General features: G+C 70.9%; 11 protein-coding genes and 2 pseudogenes. 9 read left to right on the top strand and 4 right to left on the bottom strand.

The genetic code is table 11. From position 1 onward, the window contains the following. The first annotated feature begins 113 nt into the window (after window positions 1-113). Window positions 114-6332, top strand: a complete 6219-nt coding sequence (locus ACWC1K_RS03825; protein ID WP_450828624.1) for an AAA domain-containing protein — start codon at window positions 114-116, stop codon at window positions 6330-6332. A 79-nt stretch (window positions 6333-6411) separates the two neighbouring features. On the opposite strand, the gene ACWC1K_RS03820 is transcribed toward ACWC1K_RS03825, so the two are convergent. Next, on the bottom strand, window positions 6412-8583 hold the full coding sequence (locus ACWC1K_RS03820) for a UvrD-helicase domain-containing protein (RefSeq protein WP_450828622.1): 2172 nt from the start codon (window positions 8581-8583) through the stop codon (window positions 6412-6414). A 181-nt stretch (window positions 8584-8764) separates the two neighbouring features. Between ACWC1K_RS03820 and drmA the strand changes: the two genes are divergently transcribed. Genes drmA through drmC form a run of 3 tightly spaced genes read left to right on the top strand, consistent with a single transcriptional unit; the run spans window position 8765 to window position 15257 of the window. Beyond that, window positions 8765-12601: a DISARM system helicase DrmA gene (gene drmA, locus ACWC1K_RS03815; protein ID WP_450828620.1), complete on the top strand. Its 3837-nt coding sequence runs from the start codon at window positions 8765-8767 to the stop codon at window positions 12599-12601. Further along, on the top strand, window positions 12598-14493 hold the full coding sequence (gene drmB, locus ACWC1K_RS03810; protein ID WP_450828618.1) for a DrmB family protein: 1896 nt from the start codon (window positions 12598-12600) through the stop codon (window positions 14491-14493). Before drmA ends, drmB begins: the two co-directional genes overlap by 4 nt. After that, entirely contained in the window at window positions 14490-15257 is a 768-nt protein-coding gene (gene drmC / locus ACWC1K_RS03805) for a DISARM system phospholipase D-like protein DrmC (protein ID WP_450828616.1), read from the top strand. The genes drmB and drmC overlap by 4 nt, the downstream gene beginning before the upstream one ends. Before the next feature lie 80 nt (window positions 15258-15337). Here drmC and ACWC1K_RS03800 read toward each other — a convergent pair. Next, window positions 15338-16007, bottom strand: a pseudogene (locus ACWC1K_RS03800) (transposase); the annotation flags it as partial. On the opposite strand from ACWC1K_RS03800, the pseudogene ACWC1K_RS03795 reads away from it, so the two are divergent. The 4 genes and pseudogenes from ACWC1K_RS03795 to ACWC1K_RS03780 all read left to right on the top strand — a co-directional run. Beyond that, window positions 15952-16459, top strand: a pseudogene (locus tag ACWC1K_RS03795) (nucleotidyl transferase AbiEii/AbiGii toxin family protein); the annotation flags it as partial. The pseudogenes ACWC1K_RS03800 and ACWC1K_RS03795 overlap by 56 nt on opposite strands. Window positions 16460-16872: 413 nt before the next feature. Then, complete coding sequence (gene panD, locus ACWC1K_RS03790; protein ID WP_099932992.1) at window positions 16873-17292, top strand: aspartate 1-decarboxylase; 420 nt, start codon at window positions 16873-16875, stop codon at window positions 17290-17292. A gap of 35 nt (window positions 17293-17327) precedes the next feature. Continuing rightward, the gene (locus ACWC1K_RS03785) at window positions 17328-17681 is read left to right on the top strand and encodes a GNAT family N-acetyltransferase (protein ID WP_351465087.1); all 354 of its coding nucleotides are present in this window, start codon (window positions 17328-17330) and stop codon (window positions 17679-17681) included. Window positions 17682-17718: 37 nt separating this feature from the next. Further along, complete coding sequence (locus ACWC1K_RS03780) at window positions 17719-18351, top strand: arylsulfatase (RefSeq protein WP_450828614.1); 633 nt, start codon at window positions 17719-17721, stop codon at window positions 18349-18351. 538 nt (window positions 18352-18889) lie between these two features. Here the strand turns inward: ACWC1K_RS03780 and gndA are convergent. Next, the gene (gene gndA / locus ACWC1K_RS03775) at window positions 18890-20329 is read right to left on the bottom strand and encodes an NADP-dependent phosphogluconate dehydrogenase (protein ID WP_450828612.1); all 1440 of its coding nucleotides are present in this window, start codon (window positions 20327-20329) and stop codon (window positions 18890-18892) included. A 278-nt stretch (window positions 20330-20607) separates the two neighbouring features. On the opposite strand from gndA, the gene ACWC1K_RS03770 reads away from it, so the two are divergent. Continuing rightward, entirely contained in the window at window positions 20608-21777 is a 1170-nt protein-coding gene (locus ACWC1K_RS03770) for a transglycosylase family protein (RefSeq protein WP_450828610.1), read from the top strand. Here ACWC1K_RS03770 and ACWC1K_RS03765 read toward each other — a convergent pair. After that, window positions 21767-22918 (bottom strand): DMT family transporter, encoded by a 1152-nt coding sequence (locus tag ACWC1K_RS03765; protein WP_450828608.1) that lies wholly within the window; start codon window positions 22916-22918, stop codon window positions 21767-21769. The two genes, ACWC1K_RS03770 and ACWC1K_RS03765, sit on opposite strands and share 11 nt — an antisense overlap. Window positions 22919-23072: the final 154 nt, after the last annotated feature.

Raw genomic sequence — 23072 nt, 5'->3', positions numbered from 1 at the left:
CACACTCGAGTTCGTGCGCCGGGGGGCGCCTCGTGATCGGGCTCGTGGTGCTCGGGGCGGGATGACCGGACGGGCCACCGGATGGCCCTCAGGAGCAGTGGTGGGGTGGGCGTGTGAGTCAGGATGAGCGCGGGCTGAGTGACGGGCTGCAGCCTCTCGGTTCGGTCTACCAGTACGACGACGGGCTGTATGTGCGGGTGGACGACGTGGTGCCCCACGTGCTGGCGGACGCCGAGGACAGTCACGGGTACCGGGAGGGGGACGACCTGGTGCGCTGCACCCTGTCCCTGAGCAACGGCACCGGGCGGCCGTTCGAGCTCGACGGGGTCACTCTGCTGGTGCGGGGAGGGCCGTACGGCAAGACGGGCCGTCAGGTGCAGGACCACCGCAGTGACGTCATCGACGACGCACTGGAGGGCACCCTGCGCGCCGGGCGCAGGGTCTCCGCCACGTGGGCGTACAGCATTCCGCCCGGCACAGCCGATGACCTGGACATCGAGGTCCGTTTCCCGGCCGGCGGCCGGGGGAGTGTCACCTTCGGCACGGCGTCGACGGTCGGCACGGTGGCGGGCACGATGGCCGACGAGCGACCTGTACCGATCGCATTCGATCAGTCCGTGCTGTTCGGTGAGCAACAGCAGTCGTTGTTCGCGGAGCCGCAGGGCGCCCCGGAGCCCGTGACCGGGGCCGCGAGCGGGGCCGGGCGCGCCGTCTCCGCCGCAGGCGGGGAGCGGGAGACAGCGTCCGCCGGCCTCGACGCCGTCCCGGCCCAGCCGACCGGGCTCGGGCGCCAGGCATCCCGGTCACTGGTACCGGAGGTGTCCGCCGACGATCTGGACGCCGCCCGAGTCCGGCAGATCTTCCGGTTCCTCGCCGAGGCCGAGGAGTCGAAGACACGCCCCGTGCGCACGCTCGACGGGGCTGCCGGTGCCGTGTGGTTCGACGAGCTGCCGGACGGCCACGGCGTCGAGGTGATGACCGACGGCGCTCTCGGCGGGGACGACCCGGCCTGGCTGACCGTCGCCCGCCCCGAAAGGGAGGAAGCGCCCCAGCCCAGAGCCCTGCTCGCGCCCTGGGTGGACGAGACCCGGGTCCGCGACTTCAAGGAGCCCCGCGCCCCGCACCTGCGACGACGTATCGAGCCCGAGTTCCCCGACTGGTCACAGGGCACCCCGCTCGACAAGACCTACCACCTGCTCGACGAGCACCCCCAGCGCGAGAAGATCGAGAAGCTGTACGCCGCCTGGGAGCAGGAATGGCTCGCCTGGGCGGAACGCCGCCGCGCGATCGACCCGGTGGTCCGGCTGTACGACCGACTGCACAAGATGCACGAGGACGCCGCGGGCCTCGGAGAGGCGTACGAACTGGTCCTCGGCCTGGGCCGGCTCACCTGGCAGACGAGCACCGGGCAGCGGGTGGAACGGCACCTCATCACGCACCGCGCCACCCTCCAGCTCGACCCGTCCACCGGCACGCTCACCGCCGCCCCCGACCCCACCGGCGCGGGCCTGGAACTCGAAGAGGGCATGCTCGAAGGGGCTCACCATGTGCCGGGCGCCGTGCGCGAGACGATCGTCGAGGTGCTGGAGGACGCCTCGGACGTGACCGACCCCGAGCACCTCGACGCCGTACACACCGCTTTGCGGAGTTGGGTCAATGCCGCCCACAGCGCAGGAAGTTACGCACCTACCGTCGATCGCGTGAAGCCGCGCAGCCTCGACGTCCCCCAGGTGGGGCTCACTCCCGCGCTCGTCCTGCGTGAGCGCAGCCGCCGCTCCACCATGGACGCCCTCAAGGCCATCGCCCGGCAGATCGACGCCGGCACGCCGCCCACCGGACTGCTCGGCTACATCGCCGGCCGGGACGGCGCGCTGACCGCTGCGGACCTCGCGGCAGCGGAGGACGACGGAGCGGCGCAGGGCGGCGACGAGATGTACTTCGCGCTGCCCGCCAACGAGGAGCAGCGCACGATCGCGGAACGCCTGCGCGCCAACCGGCTCGTGGTCGTCCAGGGGCCGCCCGGCACCGGCAAGACCCACACCATCGCCAACCTGGTCACCGACCTGCTCGCCCAGGGCAAGCGCGTCCTCATCACCAGCCACACCCCGCGCGCCCTGCGCGTGCTGCGGGACAAGCTTCCGGAGTCCGTCCGCGACCTGTGCGTGAGCCGCACCGAGGACGGCGCGGCAGCCCAGAGGGAGCTGGAGGCGTCCGTGCAGCGGATCCTCCGCGAGTACGCGGGCTACGACGAGAGGGCCTCCCATCAGCAGATCCGCACCCTCCAGACGCGCCTCGCCCGGGCCCGTGCCGCACAACAGGCCATGCTGCGCGACCTCGCCGCACTGCGCGAACAGGAAACCCACCGCTTCGAGGCGGAGATCGGCGACTACAGCGGCAGCCTGCAGGAGATCGCCGGACGGCTCACCGCCGAGGCGGAACGCTACGACTGGCTGGGCCCGGTCCCGCAGGAACAACCCGCCCTGAGCGCCGACGAAGCCCTGCGCCTGCTGCACACCACCCGTGCGTACACCCCGCACCACCAAGCCCTCGCGGCCGAGGTGCCCGGACCCTCTGAACTGCCGGGCCCCGGCGACTTCGAGGAGGCCGTGCGCGTCGTACGGTCCGCCGAGGAAGCGCACACGGCCGCGCGTCAGGACCCGCTGTGCGCGGAGTACGACACGGCCGTGAGGAGCCTCGGCGAGGGGGAACAGCAGCGGCTGTCCGCGGCGCTCGACGCATTCTCCACGACTCGCGCCCGCGCAGCGGCCCTCGCCGCCGCGGCCGGTGACTGGGCCACGGCGCTCCTGAGGCAAGTGACCGAGGGACAGGACTGGCAGGCACGCAGCCGACGGGCCGCCGTCACCGAAACCCTGGCGGCCGTCGACAACTCGCTCGCCGCCCTCGGCACGGCCATGGTCAACGGCCTGGACCAGTACGACCCGGCCACGGCGCTCGCCCAGGCCACCGCACTGCACGACGGCCTCGGGCAGGGACAGAGACTGCGCGGCCCCCTCGGGATGCGCTCCAAGCTGGCGAAGACCGTCGGCGCGTTCGCGGAGAACGTACGCGTCGACGGGCGGGCGCCGGAGGACGTCCCGACCTCCGGCGTCGTCCTCGCCCGAGTCCAGCTGGAACTGCGCCTGGCCCAGGTGGAGTCCGAGTGGGGCACGCCCGTCGCCGCCTGGCAAGGACACGGGCCGCGCCTCGCATGGCTGCGGCAGGACGCGGAGGTGCTCGACGCGCTGCTCGCCGTCGCCGCCGCCCGCACCAACATCCTGACCGCCGCGGCCACCCCCCCGACCCTCGCCGTCGCCACCTGGCACGATCCGTCGGTCGAGAACGCCGTACGCACCCTGCTGCGCGCGTCGATCACCCTGCACGCGGCCGAACAGTCCCGAAAGGTCATCGCGGATGCCGAGGAACTGCTGCGCGTCTGGGGCGACCGGCCCGGCGTGTCGCCGACCGTGGTGCGCGCACTCGGAGCCGTCCGCGACCGTGACCCCGACGGCTACCGGGCGTTCAACGAGGAGATGGCCGAGGTGCGCGAGGCGACCCGGCTGAGAGCCGGGCGGGATGTGGCCCTCGCCCGGGTCCGCGAGGTGTTCCCGGCCCTGGCCGACCGGATCACCGCCGCACCCGAGGACAGCGCCTGGGACGCCCGGCTGTCCTCCCTCGCCGAGGCCTGGGCCTGGTCCGCCTGGCGCGACCGCATGGAACGACTGACCGACCCCGAGGCCGAGCGTGCCCTGCGCCGACAGCTGACGGAGGCCGACGACGAGGCCCGCATCATGCTCGCGCGGCTCGCCGCCGCCCGCGCCTGGCACCGCTGCCTCGGCCTGCTCACCGGCGACCAGTCCCGGGCGCTCAGCGCCTACCAGCAGGCCGCACGCCGCATCAAGGGCAAGTACCAGCACCGCTACCGCCGCGACGCACAGGCCGCCCTGCGCAAGGCGCAGACCGCGGTGCCGGCCTGGATCATGCCGCTGCACCAGGTCGCCGAGACCGTACCCATGGACCGGTCGGGGCTGTTCGACGTCGTCATCGTCGACGAGGCCAGCCAGTCCGGCCTGGAGGCCATGCTGCTGAGCTGGCTCGCCGACCGGATGGTCGTCGTCGGCGACAGCAAGCAGGTCAGTCCGTCCAACGTCGGCCTCAAGCAGGACGAGTACTTCCACCTCCGGGACCGTCTGCTCACCGCGCTGGAACCGGACGTCCGCAGCCTGTTCGGACCCGATTCCAGCTTCTTCGACCTCACCGAAGCGCTCTCGGCGGGCCGCGGGACACTCATGCTCAAGGAGCACTTCCGGTGCATGCCGGAGATCATCTCCTTCTCCAACGACCTCTGCTACAACCGTGATCTGCTGCCCCTGCGGCAGTACGGCGCCGACCGGCTGCCCCCGGTCCGCACGGTGTACGTGGAGACCGGCGAAGCCGTGGGCGCCAACACGCGGCTGGCCAACACCGCCGAGGCTCAAGCCCTCGTCGACACGATCGTGCGCTGCTGTGCCGATCCCGCCTACGATGGCAAGACCATGGGCGTCATCAGCCTTCGCGCGAGCAAGGGACACCTGACGGAACTGGAGAACCTGCTCGCCGAACGCCTCGACTACGAGCAGCGCGAGGAGCGGCGCATCCGGGTCGGTGACGCCGAGGACTTCCAGGGCGACGAGCGGCACGTCATGTTCGTCTCGTTCGTCAACTCGGCGACCACCGCCGTCGGAGCGGTCCCGGGCGGCTTCAACGGCAAGACCTACGAGCAGCGCATCAACGTGGCGGCCTCGCGCGCCAAGGACCAGGTGTGGGTGTTTCACAGCGCGCGGGCCGAGCAGTTCCACGAGAACGACCTGCGCCGACGGTGGCTCGACCACCTCACCCGTCCCGCGGAGGAGGACGTCGTCGCGGTCGAGGGCGAGGTCCTGCCCGACGTCCGGCACGAGGCGTTCGACAGCCTGTTCCAGCAGCAGGTGTACCTGGAACTGACCGCACGGGGCCACCGGGTCCGTCCGGGTTACAAAGTGGGCCGCCACGCGATCGACCTGGTCGTGGAGGGGGGAACCCGCCGGCTCGCGGTCGCGTGCGACGGGGACGCCTTCGCCGAAGGCGAGGACGCCTCCACCGCGGCCGCCAGACAGCGCGACCTGGAACGCGTCGACTGGACGTTCGTCCGGATCCGGGGCAGTCGCTTCCACCTCGACCGCGAGCAGGCCTTGGCCCCGCTGTGGGAAGAACTGGAACGGCTGGGCATTGAACCGGTCGGACGGGAGCCGGAAGCCGCCGCTGACGACGCCGTGCCCGCCGCCGACCCCACGACCGGCGAGGCTCGGCCGACGGGGGAGGCGGCGGCCGGGGGTGAGGTGACGGCAGACGCCGACGTGGCCGTGCCCAGGCGCTCGGCTGTGCCGGGCAGTGTTGCCGAGGCGGGCGATGGGGTCGTGCGGGGGCACGTTGTCGAGGCGGACGATGTGGCCTCGGCGAGGGCCGGAGCCACCGCTGCGATCGGGGTCAGTGAGGCGGTCGGGGACCGCGGGGCGTCCGAGCCGCGGGGCGCGTCGCTCCATGGGAAAGGGAGCCCGGACACGGCACGAGTGCAGCAGCAGTCGGGACCGGCAGCGACCCTCGGGGCGGTGCCCGCGCCCAGGGGCACGGACCCGCGCGAGTCCCTGAGCGGTCCGGCCCGACGGCCGATGCCCGCTCCGACGCCGCCGCGTGCGAAGACGGCAGGCAACGGAGCCGCTCCCGCACGAGCGGCCGGGACGGCGATGCCGGAGGCACCGTCTGTGGCACGGCCGACGGGGACGGCCCACCCGGCCGGGCACGTCGTACCGTCCGATGGTCCGGCGCCGACGTCGATGCCGAGCAGGACCGCCCCGGGCCCTCTGCCGGTCCGGGAGATCCCCGCCGCGGCGTTCCAGCGCCTGTTCCGTGAGGTGCAGCAGTTGCAGGCGGCCCTCGATGCTCCCGCCGAGGTCCCCGACGGCGCTGACGCGGCCCAGCTGGTGTTCCTCAGGAGGACCCAGGCCGACCAACGCGACCGGCGTACCAAGCGCCTGGCCTTCCTGCGCACCTTCCTCGACTCCGTCGGCGTCGGACGGGAAGGGGCGGTCCCTGACGTCGTCATCCCGGGCGCGCTGCTCCGCCTGGAGTTCGACGGCCAGGTGGACGAGGACACTTTGTACACGATCGCCGAACTTCCCACCGAGGAGGCGGACATCGTCTCTCCGTCCTCTCCTCTCGGCCACGCGCTGAGCTGGCAGCCGACGGGGCGCGAGATCGCGTACGACGCATCCCAGGGCAAGTCGCGCACGGTCGTCGTGCGGGAGATCCGCGTCTGATCGCGCCGGCGGATCGTGACCGAATGGACGCCCTGCCCCGCGGACTGCTTTCGGCCCGCGGGACAGGGCCCGGTGCGGCTCAGCCGGTGACCGGGTCCAGCATGGGGCTCCGCTCACCGCTCCAGGAGATCGCCAGCGCGTCGCGCGCCCGCGTACAGGCCACGAAGAGCAGACAGTGCTCGGCCAGCAGGTCCGAGCGGTGCTGCACGGGGTCCTCGTCGGCCGGCGTCACCTGCGGGGCGAACGGCAAGGCGTTGGCCGTCACGCCCACCACGGCCACACAGCGGAATTCCAGCCCCTTCATGGCGTGCATCGTCGCCACGCGTACCCCCGAAACCTTCGGCCCGGGATCGTCCTTGACGGCGACAGCGGGGAGGCCTTCCCGGCGCAGGCGGGTGATCACGGCGTCGACCAGTGTGTTGAACCGGGCGCACACCGCCACTTCGGACGGCTTCACGCCGTCCTGCTCGACCCAGGTGCGGATCTGCTCCACCAGCGCGCGCAGTTCGTCGTCCTGACTGCCATGCCCGCGAGCCACCGGGACACGGCCGTGCAGCTCGGAACGGTAGCCCCGCAGCGAGTCCCGCCCGCCGTCGTCCTCGTCGTCCTCACCGAGCCGGCCCACCGGCTGGCCGTCCAGGAGGGATGCGGACCAGCGCAGAATCTCCTCCGTGCTGCGGTAGTTGAGGCGCAGCCGCGACGTCCGCCCCCGCACGTTGATGCCCAGGGATCGCAGCGAGACCCGGGAATCGTAGATGCGCTGGTGGGGGTCGCCCACGAGGAACAGGTCATCGGCCTGCTCGGCCACGCAGGCACGCAGCACCCGCCACTGCGCCGGGTGCAGGTCCTGCGCCTCGTCCACCACGACGTGGCGGTAGCGCGGCCCCCGCTCGGCCAGGATCCGGGCGGCCTGGTCGCACACCATGGTGTACGTCGCGGAGTCGCGGGAGGCCAGATCCCCCGTGAACTTCTCCATGACCCGCCACAGACGGGCCCGTTGGACTCGTCCTACCGGTGTACCGCGCCCTCTGCGCACACATCTCAGGTACTCCTCCGGCGTGCGCAGCCCCTGCGCCAGTACGACGCCCCGGAACTCCTGGGACAGGAATCGCTCCGACCAGGGCAGGTCCTCGCGGGCGGCGGCGCGGGTCCACGCGCTCTTCTCCGCCGCGGCCGACAGCGGTTTCGGCGAGCCGCCCCTGACTTCCCGGAGGACCCGGGCGGCCAGCGAGTCCACCGTCGTGACGTCGACACGGTCGAGCAGCCGCGCGTCCGCGTCGCCGAGCAGGAGGGCCAGGCTGTCCCGCAGGGCGGCCGCCATCGCGTTGGTGAACGTGGTGAGCAGGATCCGGTCGTCCTCGTCTCCCGTGCGCAACAGGTGCCTCACCCGGTGCAGAGCGACGACCGTCTTGCCGGTGCCGGGGCCGCCCGTCACCTGGGCCGGCCCGTTGAAGCCCGCGTGGTAGGCGTACCTGCGCTGGGCGGGATGCAGGAAGACCCGCCAGCGGGTGAAGTCCTCGGTGAGGATCCGCTCCAGCTCGCCGGGGCCGGTCACCTCGACGATCCGGTCGGGCGTGTTGAGGATCGCTTCGCTGAGCGTGACGGCCGGTCGGTCCTCCGCCGTCCTCACCGTCTGCCCGCGCGGGGCGATCAGTTGTTCCCAGACGTCCTCGGGGGAGTAGTCGGCCGCCAGGTATTCCAGTACCTCGTATTGATCGGCGGGCATCATGGGGGGCGCCATGACCGCCAGGTCCTCGGCGGTGACGCACACGCGCGCCAGCCGCAGGACCTGCTCGTCGATGCCGAGGTCACGCAGGACGGTGTCGGAGTGCTGAGCGAAGAGCCTGGCAGGGGTCCGGCCCGCCTTCGTCTCGAAGTAGGTCTCCATCTGCTCGAGTGCCTCGACGTTGCGGACCTCCAGGCCTCCGGTGGCGCTGTTCACCGAGTAGGCGCGCTTGCAGGCCCAGTTGATCGCCTCGTCGTGGGGTGCCACCCTGAGGAGGGTGAACAACTCGCTCCCGTCGTCCGGGGCGAGGAGAACACCGCGGTAGAACCTGGTGACCCGGATGGTACGGATCCGGGGATCGCGCGCCCGCTCGAGCTTCTCCAGATGCATTCCCTTGCTGGCGTGGAGCTGAGGCACGGTCAGGCTTCGGAACATCCGGATCGCGTCGTTGACCTCCTTCTGGACAGGTCTCTGCAGGGAGATCAGATCCGTGACGAAGTCGTCGGAGAGGGCGAGGCGGGGCATGGAGGTCCTCGGGTCGCAGACAGGCAGTGGGCGGGCACCAGCCTAGAGACCGACGGAGCGCCGAGCGAGGGACCTTCCTCATTCGTTGTGTGAACTGAGTCAACGGGTCTATATTTCTCGTGCTGTCACACCAACGACGCACATCCGTGTTCCCACGGCCCTGTCCGGAAGGACCCACCGCATGCCGGCCCAGCCTGCCCAGGCCGCTGTTCCGCACCCGCTCGACGAAGTACCCCAGACGTTCCGCCCCGGGGACTCCTACGCGGTGCGCGACGCGCTCGTGCACTACATCCGCCGGGATCTGCTGGGTCCCTGGGACGGAGAGACGGAAACCCTGCCGAGCGCCTCCTCGGGTCCCCGCGACCGGTATCTGGTCGGCATGCTCGGCCCGCGCCCGCAGGCCGTCACCGCGGACCGGATCGCCCGTGCGGCCGCCCAGGGCGCGGACGGCGAGTCGGGCGACGAGCAGGAAGGTGACGACAGCGGCCTGCAGGACCGGCTGAGTTCCCAGGCCGCCGGACACATTTGGGCATCCTCCATGGGACTGTCCTTCACCGCCGCGGCCTCGGTCGGCACACTCAGCGCCACTGTCCGCTGGGGCCGCTACAGCCAGTCGGGCGAGGCCACCGAGCGGGGGACGACACGCCGGGTCTGGTCACGTGAGCCGGTCGAGCGCCTGGTGGACATCGACGTGACCGACGGGGCCGACCGCACCGTTCAGCTCGACGGCGACAGCGTGGTCCTCGACGTGCAGGTACGCCGGCACACGGGCCGCACGGGCGTCGAGGACCTGCGCATAGTGGAACTCGCCTTGGTGAACCGGCAGCAGGACAGCGCGGACGCCCGCGACGCGCACTGGCTCTTCCAGACCGAGATCGACGTCACCGCCTTTCCCGACGACCAGGCGGCCGTCTTCCTGCCGGTCGACGACCCCCTCGACCCCGCGAGCCACGGCAACGCGCCCGAGGACGCCGAGGAGCGGCGGCTGCGTCTGCTCTACCGGGACAGCCTCAGCCATGCCACAGGCCGCAATGTCGCCGTTCACGCGCACGTCCGCGACGGAGAGCGCAACGCGCACCGGCTTACCACCGTCTGGCTTCCCGAGTACGACGTCAGAGCCACCACCGCACCGGCACTCGAGGAGCAGGACCTTCTTCAGGGGCTGGAATTGGGAATGGACGAGCTGGCGGCCCTCGCCGTGCCCGCCCGACGTGCCGAACTCAGTGCCGCCTTGGCCCCGTTGGCCGATGGCTACGGCACGTGGCTGGAGCAGCAGCGCCGCAGTGCCGCCGCGCTCCCCGAGGACCTGCGAGCGGCGGCCGAGACTGCCATCGAGCAGGCGCTCGAGGTCTGCGATCGCATCACCCTCGGCATCGACCGGCTCGTGGCAGACGAGACGGCCCTGCTGGCCTTCCGATTCGCCAACCGGGCCATGGCCCTGCAGCGCCGCAACACGGCCATCGCGGCCGCCCGCGCCGGCCGCGAGTACGACCCCCGGTCCTACCAGGAGGCCTTCGACGAGGTACACGGCAAGGGCAAGGCGGCGGCCAGCTGGCGCCCGTTCCAGCTCGCCTTCGTCCTACTGAACATCGACTCTCTCACTCAGCCCGGACACCCGCACCGTGGCACCGGTCGTGAAGCCCTCGTCGACCTGCTGTTCTTCCCGACCGGTGGCGGCAAGACGGAGGCGTATCTCGGACTCGCCGCCTACACCTTCGCCTTGAGGCGCCTCCAGGGCACCTTCGGCTCCGGTGCGGAGGCCCGCAGCGGTGAGGCGGGCGTGGGTGTTCTCATGCGCTACACCTTGCGGTTGCTGACCGCTCAGCAGTTTCAGCGCGCCGCCGCCCTGGTGAGCGCCTGCGAGGTCCTGCGACGCGAGGAGTTCGCGCGGGACCTGCGCTGGGGGTCCACCCCGTTCCGTATCGGGCTCTGGGTGGGGACCTCCGTCTCACCGAACTGGTTCGACGAGGCCAAGGAACAGATCGCCGAGGCCAAGGAGAACGCCAGCGACAAGCACGCCCGTGTCCTGCAGGTCCTCACCTGTCCCTGGTGCGGCAGCGGACTGACCGCCCGCTCGAACATGGAGTACGACGAAGGCCGCCGCAGGGTCCTGCTTTACTGCCCCCGCGGCGAGGGGGAGGACCGCTGCCCCTTCTCCCGTCGCGAGGCGCTCGGCGAGGGCATCCCGGTGCTCACCGTCGACGAGGAGATCTACCGGCTGGCCCCCTCACTGCTGATCGCCACGGTCGACAAGCTCGCCCAGCTTCCCTGGAACGGCTACTCCGGGCTGCTGTTCGGCAGGGTCACCGATTTGTGTCCCCGCCACGGCTACCGCCACGACGACCTGGACACCAAGACGGGCTGCGGTGCCCGCCACAACGCCCGAGGTGACCTGCCCGGCGTCACCGCCCAGCCCGTCACGCGCCTGCGGCCTCCGGACCTGATCATCCAGGACGAGCTGCACCTGATCTCCGGAGCCCTCGGCACCACCGTGGGCCTCTTCGAAGCGGCCGTCGACCAATTGTGCACGTGGAGCTTCACCGACGCGCACGGCGGACGTCACGAAGTCGGCCCCGAGATCGTGGCCTCCACCGCGACCACCAAGCGCGCCGCCGACCAGGTGCTCGGTGTCTTCGGCCGCAAGGTCGCCGTCTTCCCTCCCCAGGTGCTGGACGTCGGCGACACCTTCTTCTCCCGGCAGGTCGACCTGTCCCGGGAGAACCCCGGCCGCCGCTACCTCGGCGTCTGCGCCCACGGCACCCGACTCAAGGCCGCCGAGATCCGTGTCGCGGAGATCCTGCTGCTCGCCGCTCAGCAGCTCTTCGACGACTACGGCAGGCCGGCGGACCCGTACATGACGCTTGTCGGCTACTTCAACGCGACCCGTGAACTCGCCGGCATGCGGCGGTACATGGATGACGACATCACCACCCGTGTGCGGTCCAACGGCAGCCGCAAGGGCCAGGACACGCTGTCGGACCGCATCGTCAGCAGGGCCGGGATGCTCGGCATCCAGGAACTGACCTCACGCATCTCCTCCTCGGACGTCGGCGCGGCCCTGAAGCGGCTGGAGATCGAGTTCGACCCCGAGCGGGACACCTCGGTGCGCAGGCGGGCCTTCCTGCGCGAGTACGCCGCCGCCATGAAGGACAAGCGTGAACCCCGCGCGTCCATGACACCAACGGTGAGACAGGCCGTCGACGTCGTCCTCGCGACCTCCATGCTCCAGGTCGGTGTCGACGTCTCCCGCTTCGGGCTGATGCTCGTCGTGGGCCAGCCCAAGAACACCGCCGAATACATCCAGGCGTCCTCGCGAGTGGGCCGTGACGCCGCCCGTCCGGGCCTGGTGGTGACCCTCTACAACTGGTCACGCCCCCGCGACCTCGCCCACTACGAGGACTTCGAGCACTATCACGCGACGTTCTACCGTCAGGTGGAGGCGCTCTCCGTCACCCCCTATACGCGCCGGGCGCTCGACCGCGGTGTCGCCGCCACCTATGTCGCCGCCCTGCGTCACGCGGCCTACGACTCCTCGCGCAACCTCGACGCCCACCACGTCGACCTCGACGGACCGGTCGCACAGGAGGTCGAACGGCGGCTGCTCGACCGCGCCGAACGGGTGGGGAGAGACCGGGCCCGCGAGTACCTGAGCGAACGTCTGGACCGGCTCAAGGACGAATGGCGCCGCAAACGCGACGAGAGCAGTTCTGCCCTCGCCTACCGCAAGGAGAAGCACAAGACGACCGTCGTGAACGGCCTGCTGCGACGGGCGGACGGGTCCCGGTGGACCGAGCTGACCGTCGGCATGTCGATGCGTGAGACGGAGAACGAGATCAACCTGCTCCTTCCCGGCGGCGGCGCGTTCCTGGAGGAACCCTCCGGCGACGGACCCGACTGGACGTTCGGCACGTCCGGCGCCGACTCCGACTCCGACACCGACCCGGAGACGGCGAGCACCGTGGACAGCGACGAGTACGGGCCCGTCACGGCCGACACGGTCAGGAAGGCACAGCGATGAGCAACCAGGGCAGCAACCGCAGAGTCGGCGCCGTACGGCCCAGCCACCTCATGTTCACCGCCGGGATCGGCGCCCTCGTCGACCTGCCCAACTTCTCCGTCCTGATCCGGGGCATCGACTCCTGGAGTCACTCCGGAGTCACCGACTACGACATCGACGAACCCCGGCTGCGCGCCGCCGTCAACCGGTCGCTCCAACGCTACGGACGAGGCCAGATCGAGCAGTTGCGTGCCGCTCCCTGGCTGGAGGGCGCCGACGCGGACCCGAAGGGCTGGGCGGCCCAGGGCGTCGGAGTGCCCGTCACGCCGTTCCCGCAGTGGCTGCGCTGCACCGCGTGCAACGTGCTGGCCGCGATCGACTCAGGCGAGTTCGCCTTCGTCAACGCCAACCCGCGGACGCCGCACGAGGCGAAGTTCGTCCACGATTGCAAGCGGGGCAAGCCGCTGGCCGTGGCAGCTCGCTTCACCCTCGTGTGCACCGCAGGCCATCTCGACGAATTCCCGTACACCCCCTACGTGCACCGCGGGCAGGCCTGCGGCAAGACGCCGCGCCCGAAGCTGCGCATGAAGGACCACGGCGGCAACCAGGCCGCCAACGTCACCATCGAGTGTGTCGCCTGCGGGGCGAAACGCAACATCCGGGAAGCCATGGGTGAACGCGGCCGGCGCAACCTGCCCAGCTGCCGTGGACGGCACCCACATCTCGGCACCTACGAGACGAACGGCTGCACACAGGAACCGGTCCTGATGGTGGCGGGCGCGTCCAACCAGTGGTTCCCGCTCACCCTCAGCGCCCTGGCCCTGCCCAAGGCACCGGGCGGAGACATCGACAAGCTCCTGGACGACCACTGGCCCGACCTTGAAGTGATCAACGACCGGGGCCAGTTCGACTTCATGGCGAGTATGCCCAAGTTCACCTTCCTCAAAGAGTTCGACGCCGACGGGGTCGTCGCGGCGATCACGGCCCGCAAGCAGGGAGCCACGGGGCCGGCCCCCTCCGCCCCCGACGTCCAGGCGGACCTCTTCGGACCCGAATGGGACGCACTCTCCGGCCCGGTTCCCACGCCCAGCGACGACTTCGCACTCCGGCAAATGCCCGTACCGGCCCGTCTGAGCGAACTGTTCTCCCACGTCAGGCAGGTCGAGCGGCTGCGTGAGGCACGGGCACTGATCGGGTTCACCCGGCTCGACGCGCCCGACCCCGAATCCCCGGAGATCGCCACGCGTGTCGAGCTGTCCCGCGGGGTCCGGAACTGGGTGCCGGCCAGCGAGGTGCGCGGCGAGGGCGTCTTTCTGCGCGTACGGGACGGTCTGATGGCCGAATGGGCCGCCCGTATGGAGAAGTCACCGCAGATGGACGCGCACAGACAGGCGTACGCACGGTTCCGCGCCAACCGGAAGTCGGACCGCAAGACGAGCGACTTCGACCCCTACTCCGGTTGGCCCGGAGCGCGGTACATCGCCCTGCACACCCTCTCCCACCTGCTGATCCGCACCATCGCCCTGGAGTGCGGATACAACTCCGCCTCGCTGGCCGAGCGGATCTACGCGGGCGACGAACAGAATCCGAGGACGGGCATCCTCATCTACACCGCCGTCCCCGACTCCGAGGGCACCTTGGGAGGTCTGGTGTCCCTGGCCGAAGAGCGGGAGTTCGACCGGATCGTACGTCGCGCTCTGACCGACGCCCGCCACTGCTCGGCAGACCCGCTCTGCGCCGAGCGCCTGCCGCAGGACCCGGCGGACTTCCTCCACGGAGCCGCGTGCCATGTCTGTCTGTTCGTGTCGGAGACCACCTGCGAACGCGGCAACAGGTTTCTGGACCGCCGGTTCCTCGTCCCACTCACCGGAGACCAGGATCCGGTGCTCACGCCGGTGGGTCTGCTGCCGTGAGCCGACCCGCGTTCGAGGGTGCCGCCGAGGCCGCCATCGAGGCTCTCGGCCTCTCCCGCAGCAAGGACCTCGCCGGCCTGCTCGCCCGGGGACGCACCAGGGAACGGATACTCACCGAACTGACGACTCCGGGAGTCAGCGCTGCTGTCGCGGCGCTCTACGACGCCATGGAGGCGGAGTCCGTGCCTCCCTCCGAGGCGGCTGCCTACCTGCGTGGCTATGTCGCCGCCCGGCGGAAGGCCCGGGACACTGTCCGGGTGCGCACGGTGTGGAGCGGTCCTTCGACACCGGCGGTGCCTGTGCGGGCGACCGCTCAGGTTCTGGTCGAGGTCATCAACGAGGCGCGGCACGAGCTGTTGGCGATGACGTACGCGGCTCGTCCGTATCCCGCCCTGACAAGGGCTCTGACAGAAGCTGCGGGCAGGGGCGTCAGGATGCACGTCGTGGTCGAAACCTTGGCCGGGGCCGCTGGCCTGCTCTCAGGGAGGGAACCGGCCGAAGCGTTCGCGTCTGTGCCCGGCCTGCAGCTGTGGGTCTGGGCGCGGGATCAGACGAAACAGGGCCGGTCACGCCAGCACGCCAAGCTTGCGGTCGCTGACCGCCGCACTCTCCTGCTCGGCAGCGCCAACCTGACTGAGTCTGCCGCCCGGCGCAACATCGAGGCGGGTGTGCTGGTGACCGGCGGTGAAGCCCCGCGTCGCACGGCAGAGCACATCGTCGAAATGCAGCGTCTCGGCATACTAAGACCTTTCTCGCCACGATAAGCTCCCGAATGGCCACGGAACCGTGCTCGTGGACGAGCCTCGTAGGCGGCCAGCAGCAGCGCATCGCCGTCGCGGGGGCCCTATGACTTTGGTCGAGGGGTGATCGGGGTGGGTGGTTGGTAGAAGGTGTCGTCGCGGAGCATCGCGAAGAGCACGTCTGCTCGGCATCGGGCGAGGCAGAGGATGGCCTGGATGTGGTGCTTTCCCTGGGCGATCTTCTTGTCGTAGTAGGTGCGGGAGGCGGGGTTGGCCAGGGCGGCGGATGCGGAGAGGACGAAGGCCCGTTTGAGTGCTTGTTTCCTCTCTGTGAGGGCTGTTCGCCGCGGATGGACGAGCCGGAGGTCCGGGTCGCTGGGGCGAGGCCGGCGTAGGCGGCGGACGGGAACGCGGTGCCGTCGCCGACGTCGATGAGGATGCGGGCTCCGGTCCTGATGCCGATGCCGGGCATGGACATCAGGACCTTGCCTCCAGCAGTTCCTCGATCCGGTGGGCCAGCAGTTTGCGCTGGTCGAGCACTGCCTGGAGCGAGGAGGCGAGGCTGGGGACCATCAGCGCGGCCGCATCCGTTCCCGGAACGACGACGCTCTGCTCGTCGAGCGCGGTGAAGATGTCGTCGATCAGACGCTCGGCCATGCCGGGTGCCTTCGGGCGGATCAGAGCGATGAGTCGTCGGCGTCCGGCCTTGCGGATCTGTGCTCCGATGCAGGAGATCGTCGCCTCACTCACAGCGGGTCTCAGCACGCGCGGATGGCGGACCACCCACGTCCAGACCGATCCGCTCAGCGGCCGTTTCCTCGTCACTGATCCGGACACCGGCGAGGAGGGCGAGGTCGACGTCCTCAAGGAGGTGTTCTGGGCCCCTCCCGCTCAGACCCCCTACGGCCCCGTTCTTTCCCTCGATGACGTGATCGGCACCAAGGTCCGTGCCCTCGCCGACCGCGGCACCGTCCGTGATCTCATCGACGTCCAGGCCGCCTCCCGCCACCGTTCCACCGCCGACCTCGAATCCCTGGGCCGCCGTCGCGCCCACGACGAGTTCAGTCTCGAAGACCTCCGGGACAGGCTCATCGGCGCGGACTGGTACGAGGATGAGGACTACACCGCGTACGGGCTCACCTTCCGGGCAGATCGAAGAACTCAAGGCGTGGGCGCTGGAGTGGGCAGAGGATCTGGGTGCGCGCATCCACGACGAGAACGACTGAGAAGGGGCCATCGCGCGGGGTAGCTGAGCGATGCCCCGCAGTGGACTCACGGCAAAACTGGGCTGCGGTAAGGGGCAAACACTGCATCCCGCTCCCGCTCCCAAAGACTGTCCGCGAAGCCGGATCCGCGGGCCGATAGGCCGGCCGCAGATCTCGGACCCGGTCCTTGAGATAGCGCTTGTCTACCTGAGGTGTCGTCAGGCAAGTCAGCATCTGGTCAGCGTGAGCCGTCGGCCTCTCCTGGAGGATTGCCTGAACAGGCGCCGGTGCGGCGCGAAAGCCCAGGCGTGAAGCCGTCTCGCCCGAGCGGAGCGATGTTCCTCACAATTCTCGACCGGCGTGTCCCGGTGTACAGTCGATTCCGCCCTTGACCTGCACAAAGCAGGCAGGGAGCCGTCAAACAGGAGTCCAAAGTGCTGCGTACTCTGTTCAAGTCCAAGATCCACCGCGCCACCGTCACCCAGGCCGACCTGCACTACGTGGGATCGGTGACCATCGACGCCGATCTCCTCGACGCCGCCGACCTGCTGCCGGGCGAGCTCGTGCACATCGTCGACATCACCAACGGTGCCCGGCTGGAGACGTACGTCATCGAGGGTGAGCGCGGCTCCGGTGTGATCGGGATCAACGGGGCGGCCGCCCATCTCGTCCATCCCGGCGACCTGGTGATCATCATCAGCTACGCTCAGGTGACCGACGCCGAGGCGCGGGCGCTCGAACCCCGCGTCGTGCACGTGGACCGCGACAACCGCATCGTGGCCCTGGGCGCCGACCCGTCCGAACCGGTACCGGGCTCGGACCAGGAGCGCAGCCCGCAGGCCGTACCGGCCTGATCCACACTCGGACCCCTCGAACCAGGAGCGTGCCCATGAGCGACATCGAGATCCGCGACGACCGGGCGGCGGGCCGCCTGGAGGCCATCGGCGACGGTACGGACGGCGAAGTCGTCGGCCACATCGAGTACTTCGTCCTCGAATCGCCCGCGCGCGCCCTGGTCCCCGTCCACACGATCGTGGAACCGGCCCACGAGGGGAAGGGCATCGCGGGTTCACTGGCGCGCGAGCTGTACGCCATCGCCGGGCGCGAGGGCGTCGTCGTCGCCCCGCTGTGCCCGTACGTCACCAAGTGGGCCGAACGCCACCCCGACGAGGCGCCGGCCGCCGACCCGGAACTGCTGCGGGCGGCGAAGGAGTGGCTGGTGGCGCACCCCGGTCGCTTCTGAGCCCGCCCGCTCCGTCTCACAAAGGCCTGCCGCCCGCATGCTCGCCCTTCTGCACACCTCACCCGCGCACATCCCCGTCTTCGAGGCTCTGCGCGACGAGCACCACCAGGGCCTGGAACTGCGGCACTTCGTCGACGAGGAGCTGCTGGCCCGGGCCCGCCGCGAGGGACCCGAGGCAGTGGCGGACGAGGTGCGGGCCGCATTGGACAAGGCGGTCGGGGAGGGTGCGCGGGCCGTACTGTGCACCTGCTCGACCATCGGCGGCGTCGCGGAAGCGGCCACCCCCGGCGTGCCGGTGCTGCGCAGCGACCGTCCGATGGCGGTCGCCGCGGTGGCCGCCGGTTCGCGGATCGTCGTGCTCGCCAGCGTGGAGAGCACCTTCGGGCCGACAGCGGCCCTGATCGAGGAGGAGGCACGCCGCGCCGGACGCCCCGTCGAGGTGCGGACCCGGCTCGTCGAGGGTGCCTGGGACCGCTTCGCGGCGGGTGACGGCGAGGGCTGCGCGCGTCTCGTGGCGGCCGCGGCCGACGCGGTCACCGGCGCCGACGCGATCGTCCTCGCCCAGGGCTCGATGGCCCGGGCCCAGCAGTTGACGACCACGGCGGTCCCGGTGCTGTCCAGCCCGCGTCCGGGCCTCGCGGCGGCCGCGGTGGCCGTGCGCGCCGGGTAGGCCCACCCGGGCGGCGTGCCGTCCTGCGGGCGGGTGAGTGCGAAGGCGGCCGTCGGGTACGCGGGGCAGTAGTCCAGAGCCGACGTCGACCGACTGGCCGGAGGACACCATGACCGATCCGCATCCCGACCCCGTACCACCAGGTCCCACGCCCGGTCCGGGCCCCCAGCCCCCGGACCCGTACCCGTCGCCGGTCCCCGACCCGCAGCCATCGCCCGGCCCGGAGCCCACACCACCGGCACCACCCGGCCCGGAACCCACCCCGCCCGTACCGCCGGGCCCGGAACCCACCCCGCCCTCGCCCCCGGATCCGACACCCGGGCCGTCCCCGTCGCCGATCCCGCCGGGACCGGAACCGGTGCCGAGCCCGGAGCCGGGTCCGCCGCTGACCTGAACCCGACGACGGGCGTACGGCTGCCGCATCACCGCCCGGCACCCCCGCCGACAGGGCCTCGACCGCAGCGGTCGGCGAGGCGGGGCAGACAAAGGAGGCGGCGGGCAGCCGCTCGGGCCGCCCGCCGCCTCGTACCGCTGCCTGCTACGCGTCGACCTCCGACCGGTCCCCGCCCCACAGCGTGTGGAACGAGCCGTCCCGGTCCGTGCGCCGGTAGGTGTGCGCGCCGAAGAAGTCACGCTGGCCCTGCGTCAGCGCGGCCGGCAGCCGCTCCGCGCGCAGGGCGTCGTAGTAGGCGAGCGCCGCGGCGAAGCCGGGCGTCGGAACACCCTGGCGGGTGGCGGCGATGATGACCTCGCGCCAGTCGTCCTGGGCGTCCGCGATCTCCTGGGCGAACGTCTCGTCGGAGAGCAGGCTCGGCAGGTCGGCCCGGGTGTCGTACGCGGAGCGGATGCGGTCCAGGAAGGCCGCGCGGATGATGCAGCCGCCGCGCCAGATCGCGGAGACCGCGCCCAGGTCGATGTCCCAGTCGTACTCCTCGCGGGCGGCCGCGATCTCGTGGAAGCCCTGCGTGTACGACACGATCTTCGAGGCGTAGAGGGCCTGCTCCACACGGTCCGCGAACGCCCCCGCCTCCGACTCGGACAGCGGGGAGGCCTTCGGTCCTGCCAGCCCGCGCGAGGCCTCGCGCAGCGCCGCGTGACCCGACAGCGAGCGGGCGAAGACCGCCTCCGCGATGCCCGAGACCGGAACGCCCAGGTCGAGGGCGATCTGCACGGTCCAGCGGCCGGTGCCCTTCTGCTCGGCCTGGTCCACCACCACGTCCACGAACGGCTTGCCGGTCGCCGCGTCCACGTGCGACAGCACCTCGGCGGTGATCTCGATCAGGTAGGAGTCCAGACGGCCCGTGTTCCAGGTGCGGAAGATCTCCGCGATCTGCGAGGGGGAGTATCCGGCCACATCGCGCAGCAGCTGGTACGCCTCGCCGATCAGCTGCATGTCGGCGTACTCGATGCCGTTGTGGACCATCTTCACGAAGTGCCCGGCGCCGTCGGGGCCGACGTGGGTCACGCAGGGCGCGCCGTCCTTCGCCTTCGCGGAGATCTTCTCCAGCATCGGGCCGAGCGAGTCGTACGACTCCTTCGGGCCGCCCGGCATGATGCTCGGCCCGTTGAGCGCGCCCTCCTCGCCGCCGGAGACGCCCATGCCGACGAAGTGGATGCCCTGCTCGCGCAGTTCACGCTCCCGGCGCCGGGTGTCCGCGAAGTGCGCGTTGCCACCGTCGATGATCATGTCGCCGGGCTCCAGGAGCGGGGCGAACTCCTGGATCACCGCGTCGGTCGGATCGCCCGCCTTGACCATGATGACCAGGCGCCGTGGCCGCTCCAGCGCCGCCACGAACTCCTTGGCGGTCTCCGCCGCGATGAAGTCGCCCTCGTGCCCGAACTCCTCGACCAGGGCGTTCGTACGCGCCACGGTGCGGTTGTGCAAGGCCACCGTGTAGCCGTTGCGCGCGAAGTTACGGGCGAGATTGCGGCCCATGACCGCGAGTCCCGTGACGCCGATCTGGGCTGAGTTGCTCATTCGGTTGGCTCCTAAAGGATCCGGTTATCGGTGGTGCCGCTCGTGCAGGTCAGTATCGCCCCATCGACCATCCTGACTTGCCGGTACGCCGAGCGCATGTCCGGGGTCGACGACTTTCGCAGGCAGATACGCACGACGGGCCCCAGCCGCCTCAGCCGTTGTGCAACTGGCGTGCATCACTGCTTGTTTGAGGGACAGGGCGGCCGATTGCCGTCTTGTCATGGCCTGTTCGTGGCGCTTACTTTTGGCCCTTCTGGCATAGGTCGAGGGGGATCTTCATGGCCGTACGCGGCCGGCACCGCCGGTATCAGCCGAACAGGATCAACCGCGCCTCACTCACCGTCACAGTAGGCGGCGCCGGCATGGCGATCCCGCTGATCGGCACCGGAACCGCCCATGCGGCCGACGTGTCCACCTGGAACAAGGTGGCCGCCTGCGAGTCGACGAACCACTGGAGCATCAACACCGGCAACGGCTTCTACGGCGGGCTGCAGTTCACCCAGTCCACCTGGGAGTCCTACGGCGGCGCGAAGTACGCGCGGCGCGCCGATCTGGCCACCAAGGACCAGCAGATCGCCGTGGCGGAGAAGGTCCTGGAGGGGCAGGGGCCGCGTGCCTGGCCGGTGTGTTCGCAGAAGGCGGGGCTGACCCGGGGCGGTGGCAGCCCGGACGTCCACCCGGCCTCCGCCACTGAGAAGACCCGCGTGAGGACCTCCGTCGAGGACGTGAGGCCGCAGGCCACGCCCCAGTCCCGGGCCGGCACGGCCGAGATGTACACCGTGGTGCGCGGTGACTCCCTCTCCCGGATCGCCGAGACCGAGCACGTCCGGGGCGGCTGGCAGCGGCTGTACTCCGCGAACCGGAGGACCATCGGTGACGACCCCGACCTGATCCTTCCGGGGCAGCGGCTGAACCTGCGGGCGAAGGCCCCCGCCACGCATCACGCCGGCTCCAGGCCCTCGGCGGAGAAGGCCTCCTCGGCCACCAAAGAGGCCACCAAAGAGGCCACCAAAGAGGCCACCGAGGAGAAGGCCACCACCAGCCATTCCCTCGTCGCTCCCGTGAGCGGCCCGATAGGCACCCCGTACCACGTGGCGGGGTCCTCCTGGTCGAAGGGCTACCACACCGGCGTCGACTTCCCCGTCCCCACCGGCACGACCGTGAAGGCGGTCGCCGCGGGCCGGGTCGTCTCCGCCGGCTGGGGCGGCTCCTACGGCTACCAGGTGGTGATCCGGCACGCCGACGGCCGCTACAGCCAGTACGGCCACCTCTCGGCGATCTCCGTGAAGGCGGGACAGAGCGTGGGTGGCGGGCAGCGCGTCGGCCGCTCCGGGTCGACGGGCAACGCAACGGGCCCGCATCTGCACTTCGAGGTGCGGACAGGGCCCGGATTCGGTACCGACATCGACCCTCTCGCGTATCTCAGGGCCGGTGGCGTCAGGATTTGACGCGTACCCGGTGCCGGTCGACGTCCGGTGACGGGACGTACGAGCCGCCGTAGAAGGGGCCGTAGAAGCGGTAGCGGGCAGGGTCCGGGGGCCGTTCGTCGTCCTCGTCGTAGGCCACCGCGAGGACGGTGGGGCCGACCTGGGCGGGGACGAGGATCTCCTCGCGCAGTGCCGCCACCGGCTGCTCGGGGATCGCGGCGAGCAGGTCCTCGACGGACTCCTCGATGGATACGGACTCCTCGGGGGATTCCGTGACGGGGACCGGCTCGGTGACGGTCTCGGCCGGCTGCTGCGGCACGCCCTCGGCGGTGGTGCGCGCGAGGCGCTCCGTCGTCAGCAGGATCAGGCCGCCGGCCGCGACGACGCCGCAGCTCAGGGCGAGCGCGGTGCCCATGCTGCCGTAGCGGAAGGTTTCGCCGAACATCGTGATGCCGACCGCGGCCGCCACCACCGGGTTCACGACGGTCAGCGTGGCCAGCGGGGCCGCGAGTCCGGCGCCGCGGTAGGAGGCCTGGGAGAGCAGCATTCCGGCCGTGGCGAAGACGCCGATCACGGCCAGCGAGGGGATGTCGGCCGCGGAGACGCCGGCGGTCCAGTCGACCGCGACGGTCTTCGTGAACACCGAGGACATGCCGAAGGCGATGCCGGAGGCGGTCGCGAGCAGCATGCTGCGCACCGCCGGGTGCCGGTGGGCGGCCCGGCCCGCGATCATCAGGGCCACGACGACGCTGCCGGAGACCACGGCGACGGCGATCCGCTGTGCCGCGTCCAGGGACTGCGCGTGGGAGGAGCCGACCAGGGCCAGCAGACCGGCGAGGCCCACGGTCGCCATGATCGCGCCCCGCCAGGCGGTCGCACCGGCCCTGCGGCCGACGAACAGGGCGGCCATCGGCAGCGCGAACACGATGGTCAGCGCGCCCAGCGGCTGCACCAGACTCAGCGGGCCGTACGCGAGTGCCACCACGTGCAGGAGTCCGCCGAGGCCGTTGAGCGCCACCGCGGCCCACCAGGTCGGCCGGCGCAGCGGGGCGTACTCCTGAACGGGCGAGGACACCGCCACGTACTCCTGCACGATCGCCCCGCCGGCGTAGGCGACGGCGGAGACGAGCGAGAGGAGAACGGACAACGCGAGGGCACTCATGAGTTGCTCCTCTGCGTGTGGCGGGGGCGATGAGCCCTGCGCGGCGAACGGTCGGCCTTCATAGCGAACACGATGCCTTGTCGATCTGTTCCCGTCGTCGTCCCAGAGCAGTCAATGGGTCCTACTGCCGATGGAGTACGAATCGGGCGCCATC

Source organism: Streptomyces sp. NPDC001492 (assembly GCF_053597275.1).
Note: the sequence above shows the minus strand (reverse complement) of the source record. Positions and strands in the feature narration are given on the sequence as shown.